This window comes from Affinibrenneria salicis (genome assembly GCF_008710095.1).
In genome coordinates, this window is sequence record NZ_VYKJ01000015.1 from 64,232 (window position 1) to 80,617 (window position 16,386).

Here is a 16,386-nt window from a genome sequence, read left to right on the forward strand (position 1 = left end):
CTCCAACAGAAGGAAGAGAGACGTTATGTCGCCGTTAGAAGTTGTTGCCGTCATCATCAATGTTATCGGGGTCTGGCTCACCACTCAGCGCATTCGCTGGTGCTGGCCGGTCAACGTGGTCGCCGTATTGCTGTATGTATGGATTTTCTTTGAGATTAAGCTCTATTCAGACATGCTGCTGCAGCTGATTTTCGCCCTGTTGCAGGGATATGGCTGGTGGCGTTGGAGCACCGGACGCATTGAAACCGGCAAGGTCCGGGTGGAACGTTTACCACGCCGTGAAGCGTTGATCAGCCTGCTGCTGGGTTTGGGCGGCGCGATAGCGCTGGGTGCGCTGATGCATACTTATACCGATGCCTCGCTGCCCTGGCTGGACTCTCTGCTTACGGCATTCAGTCTGGTCGCCAGCCTGTGGGCGGCACGCAAATATGTGGCCAGTTGGTGGCTATGGATCGTGCTGGATATTATCTACGTGGGACTGTTCCTGTATAAAGATCTGCGCCTGACCGCCGCGCTCTATGCCGGTTTTGTGCTACTGGCCGTCTACGGCCTGCGCGCCTGGCGCGCCGATCTGCGTAATCAGGAGAAAAATCAGTCAACTGCGACAGCAGAGGTGCTGTAATAAATTCATCCTCCAGGCTTTAGCCGGCCGACGACGCTTCGGACCGTCGGCACGCCCGTGCGGCCCGCTTGCAGTCCCCGGCAACCAACGGTACTCTGGGCCAGCCGGGCCGGTTATCTCTGGGGATGACGGCGTTCGGCGTTCACTCGCCATTGGCGCACTGGGGCGTACGTAACGCTGGCGGGCGCGCAGGCGTTTACTCTGGTCATTGCAACCAAACGGAACCCCGGATGTCTTTCATCCCCTATTCACATCACTACCAACGAATCCGCGACCAACTCGCCAGCGACATTGCCCAGGGCGCCTCGCAGGCCGATGAGAAGCTGCCTTCCGAACGAGAAATGATCGAACGTTTCGGCTGTACCCGCGTTACTTTGCGCCAGGCGCTGCAACAGCTGGAGGCTGAAGGGCTGGTGTACCGTGAAAACCGGCGCGGCTGGTTCGTCTGCCCGTCGCGTATCCGTTATGATCCTACGCGCATCAGCGGTTTCATGGAGTATGTCAGCGCCCAGGGACGCACCCCGCGCACCGAATGTCTGCTGGCCGAACGGCGTCCGGCAGGCGATTGGCTGGCCCAGCGCATGGGGCTGGCTTCAGCGGATGAGCCGGTCTTTTTTCTCCAGCGCCGGCGCTGGATTGATCGGCGTCCGGTGTTGCTGGAATACAACGTGTTGTTGGCCAGTTGGTGCCCGGGACTGCTCGACATCGACCTGAATACTTCCCTGACCCGCGTCCTGCGCGAACACTTCGCCAGGGTGCAATCGCGCTGCAAGCTGGAAATGCACATCGGCACGGTCAACGAGGAACAGGCGGAATTGCTGCAGCTTTCTCCGGGCGCAAGCAGTATTCATCTGGAACGTCTTAACTTCGGCGAAGAGAACCAGATAGTCGAATTCGATCAGGAATTCTGGCGGCCGGATGCGTTGTCGATCGTGATGGAAACCCGGCCTCCGGAAATGAAATAGATCCTCTGGATAGATTTTTGTAATTGCCTGATTCTGTTCAACCTTCAAATGAAGGTTGATGTACGGACGAAAAACAGTTGCCGGCTCTGGCTAACCGGCGGACCAAAAATCTCAAAACGTCAGACGCTGCCGGCCTGTCGGTTCGCTTACTGAAGAATCAGCGCCGGGGCCGCATCCACGACGTCGGGGAAACTTTCCGCCATGGTTTTAATTGCGGCGCGGCGCTTGTCCGGCCCGCAAGGCATGAGCGCTATAGCGGGTCTTTTTCGTCGCCGGTATAGGTCAGAATGTCCGCCGGCTGGCAATCCAGATAGCGGCAGATCGCCCCCAGCGTGGCGAGCCGGATACCTTTTACTTTCCCCTGTTTAAGCAGAGACAGGTTCTGTTCGGTAATGCCGATGGCCGCCGCCAGATCCTTTGATTTGACCTTTCTTCTGGCGAGCATCACATTCAGTGTTATTTCAATAGGCATCTTAGGCTCATACAAATTGCTGATTTTCATCATTGATTTCACTTGCCCGGCGCAAAATGCGTGCGATCACGATGATGCACGCCGCCAGGAAAAGGGCGACCGCTCCCGCGGAGTCAAAACTCAGCGATAGCAGGCGTTGGCCCGCGGGTTCCCGCATGGTAAGCCATAAACTCAGTAAAGGCTCGCAGACGATGTTCAGCGCAACCCACGCCGCGACGGCGCGCCCCATTTTTTCCATGCAGGCCGAAGACGACGGCGAGAAGTAATCGCCCGTGGCGTAGTTTTTGAATAAGGCGCGCAGATTTAACAGCCCCACGGTCAGCATCAGCAATGGAATGCTGGACAATAAAATCGCGCCCAGTTTTTGCCACAAGGGGTAGGTCGTCAGATCTAATCCGGGCATGGAAATCATCTGGTCGGATAGGTAGAAGGCAAGACCGGATCCGCCTTCCATGGAGGATAACTGCGGGAAAAGCCACACCGCGGCATTCAGCGCGAGCATAACGATGACGAACCCAAGGGAGAGCGCCGCCATACGGTGACTGACAACAGCTAAACGATCGAGAGCCATGATAAACCTCCAGAATGATTGAGAACGGAATTTTAGCATTTAATTATCGTAAAACAATAATTTTTTATTCTTAGGTGTTAATTTTTCGCCGGCGTTAATCCGATGTATTTCTGTGTTTAACGTTTTCAGACCGTCCGGGCTCGCCCTGCGTCTTATAAAACGCCGCGCGCCGCCAGTGATTAGACGCCACGCGCCGCACCGGCCAAAAGGGCTGTGCGAATAACGAGTTAGCGCCGCCAGCTCGTCTGTCGCGCGGCTGGCGGCTGTAGTATCATTGTCGCTTTCGGCAAAGGGCAATGACATGACGCATAATCAGCGCCTGAAGGCGTTGTTGACGCAGCTTGACGTCGGCGCGGAGGCCGCGGCGAGCAATGCGGAACTGCTGGCGGTGCTGGACCGTGCGAAATCGTTCGGCGGCCAGCTGAAGTATGACAACAAAGCGCTGTTCTGGTGGCTTGCTCTCGGGCTGTGTATTTGCGCCGGCGCGCTGATTTACTACCTGGCGCTGGTCAACCATGTCGGTTCAGTGTCCGGCGACGCGGAGCGGCGGCTTTGGTATGCGGGTGCGCTCGGCGTGGCGCTTAGCGCCGTGCCGATTTTTCTTCTGCTGGCGCGCAAGAAAAACGTTGATGATCTGTCGGCGAAAATTGTACGCAAGAAGATCCTGTTCGATAACGATCTGGTGGACAGGACGCCGCCGGCCGATCTCATCAAGTGTCTGTGTCAGGAATTTTACGAATTTAATCGCGGCAACTATAGCCGGGAAATTCGCGGCTGGACGACCGGCGTCGCTTCGCCGGCGCGCGGCTTCGAGATCGACTATTACCATTTGCACTATGTCAATCAGCGCACGGAAACGCGTTTGGTGTCCGACGGGCGCGGCGGCACGAAACAAGAGACTAAAACGGTCTACGATCACTTCAATCGCTATATGCTGGTCGCGCCCCTGCCTCAGTTGAAAGGGCTTTGCGTCCTGACCGAGCCGAATGGCCATAAAGGGATTACGTGGAAGCCGTCTTCCGGGCAGTTTAATCGTATTTTCAGCGTGCGGGCGCCCTCGGAGCATCTGGCGGCTAAATTTCTGCAGCCCGCGGTGATTCTGGCGTTTTTGCAGCTCAACGGCGAGTTTAAGCGGGTGAATGTGGAAGTATCGCCGCTGGGCGAGGGGCGCTGCTGTATTTCATTCCGCGACGCCGATCTGCTGCGTATTGACCTGGGGACCAACATTGAAACGCCGGACGCTTTCGTCAGGGCCTTGTTCTCTGCGCCCTGTCCGCTGCCGAAATATCAACGGGCGGTCAGTTTTATTAAAGAGATCGCGCGTTTTAACGATAATAATTTTCAGTGACGTCAGTCAATAACATTGAGGTGAAGCATGGGGTCTGTGATTTTTCTGGCGGTGGTGGCCGCGCTGATCGCGCTGGCGATTATTTTTATCTACAACAATATTATCGCCCGCCACAACCTGGTTTTGCGCGCCTGGGCCGACGTTATCGCCTATCAGCGGCAGTTTAATAAGACCATCCCGGCGCTGGAGGAGATCGTCCGTGGGTATAAAGAGTTCGAATCGTCTCTGGTGACCCGGGTGACCGAGCTAAGATCCTCCATCAATAAGCTGAGTGAGAGCCGGATCGACCCGGAGGGACTGGAGCGGGTGAGCGCGGAGACATCGCAACTGATGGCGGGCCTGCGCGTGACGATCGAAGCCTATCCGCAAATCACCAGCGTGACGCCGGTGAGCGGGCTAATGACGGAGATCAGTGAATTGCAGGAAAATGTTTCGGCGGCGCTGGTGATCTTTAACGGCAATGTCGCCGAGTTTAACAACAGTATTACCCAGTTCCCGGGCGTGCTGATTAATCAATATTTCGCCAAAAAGGATGCGGTGAAAACATTCAGCGACAACCGCGCCTCGGCGGATTTCGACTACCATCCGTAACGACGCCGGCTTACCGTCGCGCAATTTCCGCGACGGTAAGCCTTTTCCTTCCGCCTGCCGTTACATTGCCTTATCGGTCAGCAGGTCAACGTGACTCGCCGCCGCGACGCGTTCAATATAGCGCGCGACATTCGCCCCCGTTTTAACGCCTTTCACAATGGTGAGCGTGCGCAGGATGGGGAATAAAATAAAGTCGGTGCTGGAGATCGGGCGTTCATCGGCCAGCAGCGGCTCCAGCTGCGCCAGTTTTTGTTCAACCTCCGCCTGCAGCGCCGGCGTGTCCGCCATCAGCGCCTCCAGATCGCCAAACGCCTTTTCTTCCCGCAGGCGGTAGGCCTCGCGCGCTGGCGCGCTGGCCAGTTCGCTGAAATCGGCTTTGGTGAAACGCGGCACCGCCAGTTTGAAGATCGCGCCGCTGGCGGCTTTACACCAGGCGTCGATTGCCGGATCGACCGGCTGATCCGCGATTAACGGCGCTTGCAGGCTATCGATATGGTGCACGATATCCATGCTTTCCGGCATGTAGGCGCCATCCTCTTTTTGCAGGATCGGCACCACCTTGCGGCCGACCATGCGGGTAGGGGTTTCCGCGTCGCCTTCCATAATGACGGACAGTTCGAGGGGGATGCCCTTCAGCCCGAAAATCATTCTGGCTCTGGCGCAGAACGGACAGTGTTCATAGATGAAAAGTTTCATGTTTGGCACCTTCGTGATGTAAAAACGGCAGGCCGTTCATGCCGGACTTGCCGATGCTCATCAACCAGAGTAATACCCGCGGCGGCGGAGAGTAAAGAGAATGTCGCGCGGCGATGGGCGGAAGGGCGCGCCGCCGGGACGGCCGACTCCCGTCGCCTGCCGGACGGAACCGGCAGGCCTGGGGCGAGTCCGTTACTTGCGGGCTTCCAGTAACTGAGCGGCGTTTTCCATGGTCACTTCCGTCCAGGGAACGGAGTAGCGTTTAGCCGTCCCATTGTCCCACGCCATCTGGCCGGCATACTGTTGCCAGATATCGGATTGCGGCTGATAGCTGTCGCCTTTTACCGCGCGCAGCGCCACATCGATCGAGCCCTGCATCTGGGCGCGCGCGTCCTGCAGAATGGAAACCATCTCGCCGGCCTGCACCGCGCGGATCGCATCCGAGACGCCATCCACGCCGGCGATGGCGAAGTCTTTCACGTTCAGATTGGCGCCTTTGATCGCCTCAATCGCGCCGAGCGCCATTTCGTCATTCTGCGCTATCACGCCCTGAATCTGCCCGCGATGCTTCTGCAGCCAGTTTTCCATCAGCGGCAGCGCTTCGGCGCGCGACCAGTTGGCGGTTTTGCGCTCCAGCACTTTCACCTTGCCTGAACCGCATTCGGCAATCGCTCTGTCATTACCCTGGCCGCGCTGAATCTCGCCGCTGCCGCCTTTCGGCCCTTCGATGATCACCACGTTGCCCTGACAGTTCATTTTTTTCAGTACCGCTTTGGCTTCCAGATAGCCGCCGAGCACGTCATCGGATACCACTTCGGAGGTCATCTTATCGGTATTCAGCCGTGCGTTGGTCACGATAACCGGAATTTTCGCCTCGTTGGCCATCGTTACGACGTCAATATTGGCTTCATAATCCATCGGATTGATGATGATGGCGTCGGTTTTAGTCTGAATAGCGGTTTCCGCCTGATTATTCTGCACCATCGGATCGTAGCGGCCGTCGTAAACCGTCAACTGCACGTCGCCGCTTTTCACCGCCGGATGCTCCTTCGCCGCCTTCTCCATCAACTGGACAAATTCGGCTTTCATGCCGTACATCAGCACCGCCATTTTGACCGGCGCCGACTGAGCCGCGCCGATGGCGCCCAGCATCAGCGCCGGGGTCAGCAAGGCTATTTTCGTCATCTGTTTCATGGTTCTCTCCTGGTAGGGTTTTTATACCCTGGCGGCTTTCTGGCTGCGGGGAAGGGCTTGCCGTCGCCTGAAATCGATGGGGTATATTGATTGGCTTACGGGCTAATCGCGCTGTTGTTTGCGCGAAGGATCAAGCAATACGGCGATCACAATTAACGCGCCCTTGATGATTTGCTGGTAGTACGACTGCACCCCGAGCAAATCGAGTCCGTTATTCATTACGCCGATAATTAAAATGCCGAACAGCGTGCCGACCAGGGTGCCGACCCCGCCGGCCATACTGGTGCCGCCGATGACCACAGCGGCGATGGCGTCCAGCTCGTAGGCGGCGCCGGCGTTGGTCTGCGCGGAACCGGTGCGCGCGGTGAGGATTAGTCCGGCGATACCGGCCAGCGCGCCGCACAGGGTGTAAACCAGCACTTTTATCGTCAGCACGTTGATGCCGGAGGTGCGTGCGCTTTTCTGATTGCCGCCCACCGCGTAGACATAACGACCGAAGATCGTCTTGTTCAGCAGCAGCCAGGCGGCGGCGAACAGGACGACAAACAGGATCACCGGCACCGGGATGCCGAGCAGGTAACCGTTGCCCAGCCAGCGGAAATCGCCGTTAAGCTGCGACACCGGATTGCCGTCGGTGGTCAGCATCGTCAGCCCGCGCGCGGCCGAAAGCATCCCCATGGTGACGATGAAGGGCTGCAGGCGATAGCGGGCGAGAATGGTGCCGTTGATCAGGCCGCAGACAATGCCGATGCCCAACGCAATGAGCAACGGCATCAGCACCGCGTTGGCGCTATCGCCTATCGACAGCCCGCTGTTGGTGGTGGCGAAGCGGGCGGCGACGATACCGCTCAGCGCCAGCACCGAGCCGACGGAGAGATCGACGCCGGCGGTGATAATGACAAACGTCATGCCGACGGCGAGAATGCCGTTAATCGAAATCTGGCGCAGGACGATCAGCGTATTTTCATTGCTGAGAAAATAGTTGCTGCTCCAGGCGCCTTTCGCTACCTGTATTTCGCCAATCACGGTGACGATTAAACACAGTGCAAAGAACGCGACGACAATACCGTATTTATGCAGGCGCCTTTTATTGCGCTCAAGGAAAGCGATTCCAGGTGTTAATGACGGTGTAGCGCTCATAATAGTGTCCTCTAAAAGGTCAGCGGCTAGACCGCCAGCTTCATCAATTCGGCCTGGGTGGCCTCTTGCGCCGATAATTCTCCGGCCAGTTCGCCGCGGCGAAACACCAGAATGCGGTCGCTCATGCCGATAATTTCGGACAGTTCGGAAGAGACCATAATGATGCCCTTGTTTTTCAAAGCGAATTCGGACATGAAACGGTAGATCTCCTTTTTGGCGCCGACGTCGATGCCGCGCGTGGGCTCATCCAGCAGCATCACGTCGGGGTCAAGCAGCGCCCAGCGGCCCAGCACCACCTTCTGTTGATTGCCGCCGCTGAGATTGCCGACGATATGGCCGGCGTCGGGCGTCCTGACGTTAAACAATGCGATCATCGCCTCGGCGCGCATCTTCTCCTGTCGATCGTTGATAAAGCCCGCCCGGCTGACCGCGCTGAACGACGCGATATTGATGTTTTCACTCACCGAACGGCACAGTACCAGCCCGCTGTCTTTTCGATCCTCGGTGACATAGGCGATGCCGCTTCTGATCGCCTCGCCGGGCGAATGGCGGCCGAGCCGACGATCGCCGATATGGATGGTGCCGCTGTCGGCGTGAGTAATGCCGAAGATCAGATCGAGAAATTCGCTGCGTCCCGAGCCCACTAGTCCGTAGATGCCGAGGATTTCGCCGCGTTTCAGCGTCAGGCTGATATCGTTGATCTTTTTCCCCCAGCGCAGATTCCTGACCTCCATCATCACCTCCTCGCCCGGCTGGTTGAATTTGGCGAATTCGTTTTCGAACTCGCCGCCGATGATGTGCTCAATCAGCTGTTCGCGCGTGATGTCCTGAATCAGACCTTCATGGATGTAGCTGCCGTCGCGGAAGATGGTATAGCTATCGGCGATCTGGAAGATCTCCGACAGGCGGTGCGAGACATAGATGATTCCTTTACCCTTCGCCGCCAGCCGGGTAATGGTCTGGAAGATCTTGCGCACGTCCTCTTCGCCGATGGCCGAGGTGGGTTCATCCATGATAATGATGTCGGCGTTGGCGTGGGACAGCGCTTTGGCTATCTCGACCAGTTGCTGCTCCGCTACGCTCAGGTTGCGCATTTTTTCCGTCGGCGAGATGGCGAAATGCAGATCCTCCAGCAGCGCCGCGGTCTGCTGATTCATGGTGGTGAAGTCTACGAAGCCGAAGCGGCGCGGTTCGCGTCCCAGCCAGATGTTTTCCGCCACGCTCAGATCCGGTATTGCGCTCAGTTCCTGCTGCACAATGGCGATGCCGGCCGCCAGCGCTTCGCGCGGATGGCTGAATTCACAACGCCGGCCGTTGATAAAGATGTCTCCGCCGTCGGGCTGAATAAAACCCATCAGAATGCTGAGAAAGGTCGATTTGCCTGCGCCGTTGCCGCCGCACAGCGCGTGGATCGATCCGCGGCGCAGGCAGAATTCGGCGTTTTTCAGCGCCACCACCGGGCCGAAGGCCTTTTTCACGCCGCTGACTTCCAGCAGATAAGCCGGTTGCTGAGTATGGGTATCCAGGGTCACAGTCGCACCTCCGGCCAGGACTGTTGCAGTTGCCGCAGGTAATCGGCGTACAGCCCGGCGTACTGTTGCCGCCGCTGCGGATCGGGCCGCGTGCGGGTGGATTCGTCCAGACGGACAAAGCGTCGGCACAGTGCGTCCAGCAACGGAGCGGGAGCGAGGGCCGGATCGTCGGCCAACTGGTCGCACCACATCGCCTGAATGGCCGCCCCCAGCGCCGCGCTCTCTTTTTCCGCCAGACAGACCACGGGGCAATCCATCACGTCGGCCACGATCTGCCGCCAGCGCGGGCTGCGCGCGCCGCCGCCGGTCAGCCGGATTTCGCCGGCTTCCAGCCCCTGGGCGCGAAACAGATCGATGCCGTAGCGCAGGCCGTAAGTCGCGCTCTCCACCACCGCCAGACAGAGATTGGCGCGGGTAAAGTTATCGCTGTCCAGGTTGTGCAGGCTGGCGCGGGCGTGGGGCAATTGCGGTACGCGTTCGCCGTTGAAGAACGGCAGCATCACGATGCCGCCCGCGCCGGGCCGCGTCTGTTCCAGCAACTGGTTAAACGCGGCGATATCCTCTTGCAGCAACTGGCGGACGGTGGTGGTGGCGGAGGTGACGTTCATGGTGCAGATCAGCGGCAGCCAGCCGTTGTTGCTGGAGCAGAAGCCGGCGATCATCTCCGACGAGGCGACGACCGGCGCATCCGCGTAGGTGAACAGCGTGCCGGACGTGCCGAGGCTCAGGGTGATGGTGCCGGGCTGAATATTACCGGTGCCGATCGCCGCCATCATGTTGTCGCCGCCGCCGCTGGCCACCCGGGCGGCGGGATTGAGCCCCAGCCGTCGCGCCGCCTCCGGACGCAGCCTGCCCACACACTGTTCCGCCCGTTGCAGCGGCGGCAGCGCCTTCCACAGCCGGCCGCTGTCGTCGATCAGATCCGCGGTATGGCGATCCCACTGGCGTGTGCGGATATTGAACAGGCCGGTGCCGGAGGCGTCGCCATATTCGGCGACCCGTTCGCCGGTCAGCCAGAAATTCAGATAGTCGTGCGGCAGCAGCACGGTGTGCAGCCGCTGCCAGCGCTGCGGGTAATGGTTTTTGAACCAGAGGATTTTCGATGCGGTGTAGCCGGTGGCCACCATCAACCCCAGCCGCGCCAGCGAGCCCTCTATGCCGCCCAGTTTCTGCAGCAGTTGTGCGTTCTCTTCGGCGGTTTCGGTATCGCACCACAGTTTTACCGCGTGCAGCACATCGCCCTGCTGGTCCAGCGCCACGAAGCCGTGCTGCTGGCCGGAGACCGACAGGGCGGCGATCTGGCCAGCATCGATCGCCGCCTGGGCTACCGCCTGCTTAAAGGCCAATTCCAGCGCGTCGATCCACCATCCGGCCAGCTGTTCGCGCCGGCCGGACGAGTCGCTGATCAGTCGATGCGGGGCGCTGCCCTCACCGAGCAGCGTGCCCTTGTCGCCATCGACAATCACCACCTTGCTACCCTGTGTGCCACAGTCAATGCCAGCATAGAGCGCCATGAGTTACTCCATTTCCAGCATGATTTTGATATCCGAAGGGCGGCCTGACGCCGCGCGTTCAAAGGCGGCTACGCTGTCGGCGAATTTATAGGTTTGCGAGATCAGCGGCTGGACGCGCAGCTTGCCCGAACTCAGCAGACGCAGCGTGCGCGGATACATGTTGGCGTAGCGGAAAATCGTTTTGAAGGTGACCTCTTTGGCCTGTGCGGCCACGATATCCAGCGGGGCCGCGTCCACCGGCATACCCACCAGCACGGCCGTGCCGCCGGGAGCGATATGCGCGGCGATTCCGGCGATGGCCGGCTTTGCGCCGCTGCATTCGAATACGATATCCACGCCGTTGCCGCTGGTCAGCCGGGCGACGGTCTCCGCCAGCGCGCCGGACTGATTATTCACCGCATGCAGGCCGTCATAGCTGGCCGCTACCTGCAGCTTTTCATCGTACAAATCGCAAATGATTACGTCCGAACAGCCGCCGGCCAGCGCCGCCAGCGCGGTCACCACGCCGATGGGGCCGGCGCCGATCACCAGCGCGATATCGCCCGGTTTGATGCCGGCTTTGGTGGCGGCGTGCATGCCAATCGCCAGCGGCTCCACCATCGCGCCTTCTGCGAAGCCGACGTTATCGGGCAGCCGGAAAGTGAACGCGCCGGGATGAATCACCGTTTCGCGCAGGCAGCCGTGGATCGGCGGGGTGGCCCAGAAACGCACCGCCGGGTCCAGGTTATAGATGCCGGCCCGGGTCTGGGCGGAGTTCATATCGGGAATTCCCGGCTCCATACAGACGCGATCGCCCGTTTTTACGTGACGCACGTTTTTCCCGACGGCCAGCACCACGCCGGCGGCTTCGTGGCCGAGCACCATCGGAGCGTTGACGACAAAGGGACCGATGCGGCCGTGCTGATAATAGTGCACGTCGCTGCCGCAGATGCCGACGGAATGGATTTTGATCTGCACATCGTTATCGCCCAGCGTCTCGTCGAACTGGCGCTCCTGAATGGCGATTTTCCCGGCTTGTTCAAGGACTAATGCTTTCATGGTCTCATCCTCACGGTGGTGATGAATCATTTTTATGGTATCGATAACATTTTGAGTGAGGCGGATGTTAGGGCAGATAAGCGATTCAATGTGTGATGATGGTTAAATATTTTACAAATACGCAACTGAAGGCGTGGTGTTTAGGTGAATAATGGCGGAATTAGTCACAAAACGACGCTTTTATACCAATTCTAATGATAACGATAACAATCAGAGACGGGAGGAGTATCATGAAGTCTATCGCTGACGCTGTCGCCGGCACGCTGCAATATTTGCGCTTCGCTAATATTCAGCTGACTGAATATGAAGAGAAAAATATAGAGATAGCCACTTTCGGCCTGCCCGATTATCCGCGCACCGGCCTGCAGTTGCTGACCTACATCAATACGCCGCGCTACTGCGCTAAGGAACTGGTGCTGTTTCCGCGACAGACCTGCCCGGAGCATCGGCATCCGCCATTTGCCGGTCTGCCGGGCAAACAGGAAACCTTCCGTTGCCGCTGGGGAGCGGTTTATCTGTTCGTCGATGATGACGCGCTGACGCCGATCGAGGCCGACGGCCGGCCGGTTTGCCTTGCGCCGCCGGGCAGCGAGCGCTGGTACAACTGCCGACGCTACATTCTGCTGCGTCCCGGCGAGCAATACACCATTGCGCCGAATACGCGCCACTGGTTTCAGGCGGGAGAAGAGGGCGCGGTGGTGTCGGAATTCTCTTCCGAAAGCCGCGACGAGCTGGATATCTTCACCGATCCCAGGGTAAAAAGAACCGGGTAATATCACCATTAGCATCATGACGCCGGATCTGTCATGATGCCTGAATGGTACAAAATGACGTGATTTAACTAAGGAGCCAACATTGGCGGCAGGTCGGGGGCAGAAAGCCACGCTGGAAAGCGTGGCGGTGGAGTCGAACGTCAGTAAAATTACCGTGTCGCGCGCTTTTTCTCAGCCCGAGAAAGTACATCCTGAAACCCTGAGGCGCATCCTGGCAACCGCCGAACGCATGGGCTATGTGGTGAATACGGCGGCGCGTAATCTGCGGGCGAAAACCAGTAAAACCATTGGCATCGTTAACCCGGATATGGCGAATCCTTTCTTCGGCGGGCTGACGAAATTGATGACGCTGGAGGCGCAAAAGGCGGGCTACGATACGCTGGTGTTTGACTCGTATGAATCGCAGGAAAATGAAAACCGTATCATCGACAAGCTGATCGGCTACAACGTGGACGCCATCATTCTGTCGGTGATCTCGTCCGACTGTCTCTATTACCCGGAGTACCTGAACCGGCTGGAGAAACTGAATATTCCCGTGGTGCTGGTGGACCGCGAGCTGGACAGCAGGCACTGCAGCGGCGTCTATATCGATAATTTCGATTGCGGTCTGCAGGCCGGGCGCTATCTGCTGGAGCAGCGCGCGCAGCGCGTGGTGGTGGTGTCCGGGCCGGAAGATTCGACCGTGGCGCGGGAGCGGATCACCGGTATTACGGCGGTATTGCAGGGCAAGGTGGCCGCGCTGGATATTTTGCACGCCGATTTTTTTATGGATATCGCCTCGCGGGTGACCAGCGATTACCTGCGGCGGCACCGGCCGCCGGATTTTTTCGTCGGCTGCAATAATCAGATCTCGCTCGGCATCATTAAATCCTGCATTGAGCAGGGCTTGCGGCCGATGAAGGATGTCTCGTTATTCAGCATCGACGAAGTCTCGCTCGCGGCGATCTACGGCTTCCATTTCCCGTGCGTTTCCCACGATTTGCATGAAATCGCCTGGCAGGCGCTGAACCTGGCGATACGCCGTTCGACCGAAAGCGATGTCAAGCCAGGCAAGGTGATTGTGCGCGGGAAAATGCTGGCCTGAACTCGCGCTACACCAGCATGACCTGCACGCCTTTTTCCCGCAGCTGTTGGATCACCGCCGGCGCGGCGTCTTTGCCGGTGATCAGTACATCGATCCGGTTGGCGCCGCAAAACAGCATACCGGCACGCTGGCCGATTTTGCTGCTGTCGGTCAGCACCACCAGTTTGCCCACGTGAGCCAGCATTTTTTGCTCCGCCATCGCGGTCAGCATATCCATCTTGTACAGCCCGTCGGAGGTCAGCCCTTTGCCGCTGGTGAACATCCAGTGGCCGGCATAGAGCGAAGAGATCTCATCCTGCGGCGCCAGGGTGATGGACTGGCTTTTATTGTATTGCCCGCCGATGATTACCACGCCGTCGTGTTCATGCTCGATCAGGTAGTTGGCCAGCGGAAAATAGTTGGTGATCACCTGGACATCCTGGCCGCAGATTTCCTGGCCGAGCAGAAAGGCGGTGGAGCCGCAGTTAATTACCGCGCTTTCGCCGGGTTGCACCAGCGCCGCCGCCGCCTGGGCGATGCGCACCTTTTCGTCGTGATTGGAGGCCTGATGCAGATTAAACGGCAGCCAGAACGCTTTTCTGGACGCCAGCACCTCCGCCCCGTTGCGCACCTTGCGCAGCTTTCCAGAGTCATTGAGCTTATTAATATCCCGGCGCGCCGTGGCCGGTGAAATATCAAAAGCCTGCATCAGGCCGGCCACCGTGAGGTGCCGCTTCTGCTGCAGCATCTCCAGGATGGCGCTATGTCGTTGTGCTTCTGTCATCGGTTATCCGCTATATATGATTATTAGTGATTTTTTATGATTTTATAACGAGCGTGTCGGGAAAAAAAGTCGGCCGCCGAAACGGCCGGCGCCCGTTGTCCGGCGCGTCAGGTCGGCGTCGGTCCGGCGTCCAGTCCCATCTGCCGCAGGCGCGATCTGGCCAGACGCAGATTCCCGGCCCAATGCTCATCCTGAGCCCACATTTCCAGCACCAGCGGGGCCGAATAATCGATCTCCGCCAGCGTACGGAAGATCGCCGGGAAATCCACCTCGCCTTCGCCAATCACCAGATCGCGGAACTGGCCTGGGCTTTTCGCCGTGACCTTCAGCGTATCCTTCAGATGGATCTGTACGATGTGCTGGCTGCTGAGCTTCAGTTCGGTGCAAATGTCATAGTTCCAGCCGCTGATATTGCCCACGTCGGGATAGGCCATAAACCACGGAGAGGGGACGGACTTTTTCAGTACTTCGAACTTGCTGAGTGAATTCAGATAGGGCGTATCCATAATTTCGACGCCGAGCATAACGCCGGCCTGTTCGGCCATACTGGCCGCCGCCTGCATGCCGGCGATGAACCGGCGATGGGTTTCCGCGCTCTGCGTTTCGTAATAGACATCGTACCCCGCCAGTTGAATACAGCGAATGCCGAGTTTATACGCCAGCGTAATGGCTTGCTCCATAATGGCGTGGGCCCGCTGGCGAATCGCTTCATCCGCGGAGCCGAATGGAAAACGGCGGTGGGCGCTCAGGCACATAGAATGCAGCGGCATAGCCTGCCGTTCGCACAGGCGGCGCAAATGATAAATTTCATCGTCGCGCCACTCGAGGCGCTGCAGCCGGGCATCGCTTTCATCAATAGATATTTCGATGAAATCGAAGCCCAGCGTTTTGGCGGCCTCGATTTTCTGTTCCCAGCTCAGTTCGGCGGGCATCGCCTTTTCATACAGCCCCAGACGAAGGGGCTTATTAACATTGTGCATCGCGCACCTCTGTTATTGCGGCGGGAAATATTCGGCGATGATTTCGCCGATCCCCAGACCATTGTTGGTTTCCCGCGTGACCCGATCCGCCACCTGGCGTACCGCTTCGTCGGCGTTGGCCATCGCGACGCCCAGCCCGGCCAGCTGCAGCATGGAGATGTCGTTATGGTTGTCGCCGATGGCCACCACCTGGGCGGGCGCGATGTTCTGCTGCGCCAGCAGCGCGGCCAGACGGACGCCTTTGGTGTTGCCCTTACGGGAAAAGTCGATGCGGTTCGACCAGGATTTTTCGCCGATGAAATGTTCGTTCACCCAGGGCAAACGGGAAAACGCCTCGATGCTGGCGATATCGCCTTCCGCCACGAACTTCCAGATATAGCGGCTGGCTTCCATCTCATCGTACAGCGAGTCGATTCGCTCGATTTCGGGCCGAACCGCGGCCGGGCACTGCTGCGCCCACTCTTCCATCGTTTTCATGTAAACGACCGGGCTGACGGCGGGATACACCATTTTGTCGGTGACGTACATCACCAGGTTCAGCCGATGCGCCTGCGCCAGATCCAGAAATTTTTTGGCGTTGGCGCGCTCGATCGCGTTTTCCGCCAGCACGCTATTGTTCTGGTAGTCGTAAACGTAGGTGCCGTTGCAGCAGATAATCGGGGTATTCAGTCCCAGCTCGGCGTAATAGGGGCGGGCCGCCGTGTGGTGGCGCCCGGTCACCAGCAGCACCATTACACGATCTTTGATACGGTTGATGGCCTCTTTCACCTGGGGCGGAATTTGATGATCGCTGTTCAGCGTGGTGCCATCCAAATCCAGTGCCAGTACGCGGTATGTCACGGTTATTTCTCCTGATGGTCAGTATGCAAAGGTTAACGGCACTCCGTCGGCGATCCTCCATCGGCTTTCAGGCTGCCGGCGCGGGCCGTCGCTCTGTGACTGCCCCGCGGCGCGGCACGCCGCATGAAAATCTGTTGCGCGCCGGGGAATTCCCCGGTCGCGGCGTTCCCTGAGCGCCAGAGACGTCACGCGCCTGGCGTTATGCGGTATCCCGAAAGCGGTAGGATCGGCGGAGTAAACCCGGGCGGCAAACGGGCCGGCGT

General features: G+C 58.6%; 17 protein-coding genes. 6 read left to right on the forward strand and 11 right to left on the reverse strand.

The genetic code is table 11. The features are described from left to right. Positions 1-25: 25 nt before the first annotated feature. Both pnuC and FJU30_RS22445 read left to right on the forward strand, forming a co-directional pair. Positions 26-622, forward strand: a complete 597-nt coding sequence (pnuC, locus tag FJU30_RS22440) for a nicotinamide riboside transporter PnuC (RefSeq protein ID WP_150437202.1) — start codon at positions 26-28, stop codon at positions 620-622. A gap of 230 nt (positions 623-852) precedes the next feature. Further along, positions 853-1,587, forward strand: coding sequence for a UTRA domain-containing protein (locus FJU30_RS22445; protein WP_150437203.1), 735 nt, complete (start codon positions 853-855; stop codon positions 1,585-1,587). Between the two features lie 250 nt (positions 1,588-1,837). Here FJU30_RS22445 and FJU30_RS22450 read toward each other — a convergent pair whose 3' ends face one another. Together FJU30_RS22450 and FJU30_RS22455 are read right to left on the reverse strand one after the other, a co-directional pair. Then, positions 1,838-2,059 (reverse strand): helix-turn-helix domain-containing protein, encoded by a 222-nt coding sequence (locus FJU30_RS22450; protein WP_150437204.1) that lies wholly within the window; start codon positions 2,057-2,059, stop codon positions 1,838-1,840. 7 nt (positions 2,060-2,066) lie between these two features. Further along, positions 2,067-2,630 carry a DUF2975 domain-containing protein gene (locus tag FJU30_RS22455; protein ID WP_150437205.1) on the reverse strand — a complete coding sequence of 188 codons (564 nt, stop codon included), beginning with the start codon at positions 2,628-2,630 and terminating at the stop codon, positions 2,067-2,069. Positions 2,631-2,931: 301 nt separating this feature from the next. Here FJU30_RS22455 and FJU30_RS22460 point away from each other — a divergent pair, with 301 nt between their 5' ends. After that, positions 2,932-3,978, forward strand: a complete 1,047-nt coding sequence (locus tag FJU30_RS22460; protein ID WP_150437206.1) for a hypothetical protein — start codon at positions 2,932-2,934, stop codon at positions 3,976-3,978. Positions 3,979-4,005: 27 nt separating this feature from the next. Next, entirely contained in the window at positions 4,006-4,569 is a 564-nt protein-coding gene (locus tag FJU30_RS22465) for a LemA family protein (RefSeq protein WP_150437207.1), read from the forward strand. 60 nt (positions 4,570-4,629) lie between these two features. Here FJU30_RS22465 and grxB read toward each other — a convergent pair whose 3' ends face one another. The 6 genes from grxB to FJU30_RS22495 form a co-directional block, all read right to left on the reverse strand. Continuing rightward, on the reverse strand, positions 4,630-5,265 hold the full coding sequence (gene grxB, locus FJU30_RS22470) for a glutaredoxin 2 (RefSeq protein WP_150437208.1): 636 nt from the start codon (positions 5,263-5,265) through the stop codon (positions 4,630-4,632). 192 nt (positions 5,266-5,457) lie between these two features. Further along, complete coding sequence (locus FJU30_RS22475; protein WP_223881670.1) at positions 5,458-6,450, reverse strand: substrate-binding domain-containing protein; 993 nt, start codon at positions 6,448-6,450, stop codon at positions 5,458-5,460. A 111-nt stretch (positions 6,451-6,561) separates the two neighbouring features. After that, positions 6,562-7,599, reverse strand: a complete 1,038-nt coding sequence (locus FJU30_RS22480; protein WP_150437210.1) for an ABC transporter permease — start codon at positions 7,597-7,599, stop codon at positions 6,562-6,564. Positions 7,600-7,625: 26 nt separating this feature from the next. Beyond that, positions 7,626-9,131, reverse strand: coding sequence for a sugar ABC transporter ATP-binding protein (locus FJU30_RS22485; RefSeq protein ID WP_150437211.1), 1,506 nt, complete (start codon positions 9,129-9,131; stop codon positions 7,626-7,628). Then, positions 9,128-10,645 (reverse strand): xylulokinase, encoded by a 1,518-nt coding sequence (xylB, locus tag FJU30_RS22490; RefSeq protein WP_150437212.1) that lies wholly within the window; start codon positions 10,643-10,645, stop codon positions 9,128-9,130. Before xylB ends, FJU30_RS22485 begins: the two co-directional genes overlap by 4 nt. A 3-nt stretch (positions 10,646-10,648) precedes the next feature. Beyond that, positions 10,649-11,683: an NAD(P)-dependent alcohol dehydrogenase gene (locus FJU30_RS22495; RefSeq protein ID WP_150437213.1), complete on the reverse strand. Its 1,035-nt coding sequence runs from the start codon at positions 11,681-11,683 to the stop codon at positions 10,649-10,651. Between the two features lie 230 nt (positions 11,684-11,913). On the opposite strand from FJU30_RS22495, the gene FJU30_RS22500 reads away from it, so the two are divergent. After that, the gene (locus FJU30_RS22500; protein ID WP_150437214.1) at positions 11,914-12,456 is read left to right on the forward strand and encodes a D-lyxose/D-mannose family sugar isomerase; all 543 of its coding nucleotides are present in this window, start codon (positions 11,914-11,916) and stop codon (positions 12,454-12,456) included. Positions 12,457-12,538: 82 nt separating this feature from the next. Next, entirely contained in the window at positions 12,539-13,540 is a 1,002-nt protein-coding gene (locus FJU30_RS22505) for a LacI family DNA-binding transcriptional regulator (RefSeq protein ID WP_150437215.1), read from the forward strand. Between the two features lie 7 nt (positions 13,541-13,547). Here the strand turns inward: FJU30_RS22505 and ulaR are convergent, their stop codons facing one another. The 3 genes from ulaR to FJU30_RS22520 form a co-directional block, all read right to left on the reverse strand. Continuing rightward, on the reverse strand, positions 13,548-14,303 hold the full coding sequence (gene ulaR / locus FJU30_RS22510; RefSeq protein ID WP_150437216.1) for an HTH-type transcriptional regulator UlaR: 756 nt from the start codon (positions 14,301-14,303) through the stop codon (positions 13,548-13,550). Positions 14,304-14,410: 107 nt separating this feature from the next. Continuing rightward, positions 14,411-15,283: an L-ribulose-5-phosphate 3-epimerase gene (locus tag FJU30_RS22515; protein WP_150437217.1), complete on the reverse strand. Its 873-nt coding sequence runs from the start codon at positions 15,281-15,283 to the stop codon at positions 14,411-14,413. A gap of 12 nt (positions 15,284-15,295) precedes the next feature. Continuing rightward, on the reverse strand, positions 15,296-16,123 hold the full coding sequence (locus FJU30_RS22520; RefSeq protein WP_150437218.1) for a Cof-type HAD-IIB family hydrolase: 828 nt from the start codon (positions 16,121-16,123) through the stop codon (positions 15,296-15,298). Positions 16,124-16,386 lie beyond the last annotated feature (263 nt).

Coding starts and splice junctions, on each gene's coding strand:
- pnuC (WP_150437202.1), top strand. CDS start 26: ATGTCGCCGTTAGAAGTTGTTGCCGTCATCATCAATGTTATCGGGGTC.
- FJU30_RS22445 (WP_150437203.1), top strand. CDS start 853: ATGTCTTTCATCCCCTATTCACATCACTACCAACGAATCCGCGACCAA.
- FJU30_RS22450 (WP_150437204.1), bottom strand. CDS start 2,059: ATGCCTATTGAAATAACACTGAATGTGATGCTCGCCAGAAGAAAGGTC.
- FJU30_RS22455 (WP_150437205.1), bottom strand. CDS start 2,630: ATGGCTCTCGATCGTTTAGCTGTTGTCAGTCACCGTATGGCGGCGCTC.
- FJU30_RS22460 (WP_150437206.1), top strand. CDS start 2,932: ATGACGCATAATCAGCGCCTGAAGGCGTTGTTGACGCAGCTTGACGTC.
- FJU30_RS22465 (WP_150437207.1), top strand. CDS start 4,006: ATGGGGTCTGTGATTTTTCTGGCGGTGGTGGCCGCGCTGATCGCGCTG.
- grxB (WP_150437208.1), bottom strand. CDS start 5,265: ATGAAACTTTTCATCTATGAACACTGTCCGTTCTGCGCCAGAGCCAGA.
- FJU30_RS22475 (WP_223881670.1), bottom strand. CDS start 6,450: ATGACGAAAATAGCCTTGCTGACCCCGGCGCTGATGCTGGGCGCCATC.
- FJU30_RS22480 (WP_150437210.1), bottom strand. CDS start 7,599: ATGAGCGCTACACCGTCATTAACACCTGGAATCGCTTTCCTTGAGCGC.
- xylB (WP_150437212.1), bottom strand. CDS start 10,645: ATGGCGCTCTATGCTGGCATTGACTGTGGCACACAGGGTAGCAAGGTG.
- FJU30_RS22495 (WP_150437213.1), bottom strand. CDS start 11,683: ATGAAAGCATTAGTCCTTGAACAAGCCGGGAAAATCGCCATTCAGGAG.
- FJU30_RS22500 (WP_150437214.1), top strand. CDS start 11,914: ATGAAGTCTATCGCTGACGCTGTCGCCGGCACGCTGCAATATTTGCGC.
- ulaR (WP_150437216.1), bottom strand. CDS start 14,303: ATGACAGAAGCACAACGACATAGCGCCATCCTGGAGATGCTGCAGCAG.
- FJU30_RS22515 (WP_150437217.1), bottom strand. CDS start 15,283: ATGCACAATGTTAATAAGCCCCTTCGTCTGGGGCTGTATGAAAAGGCG.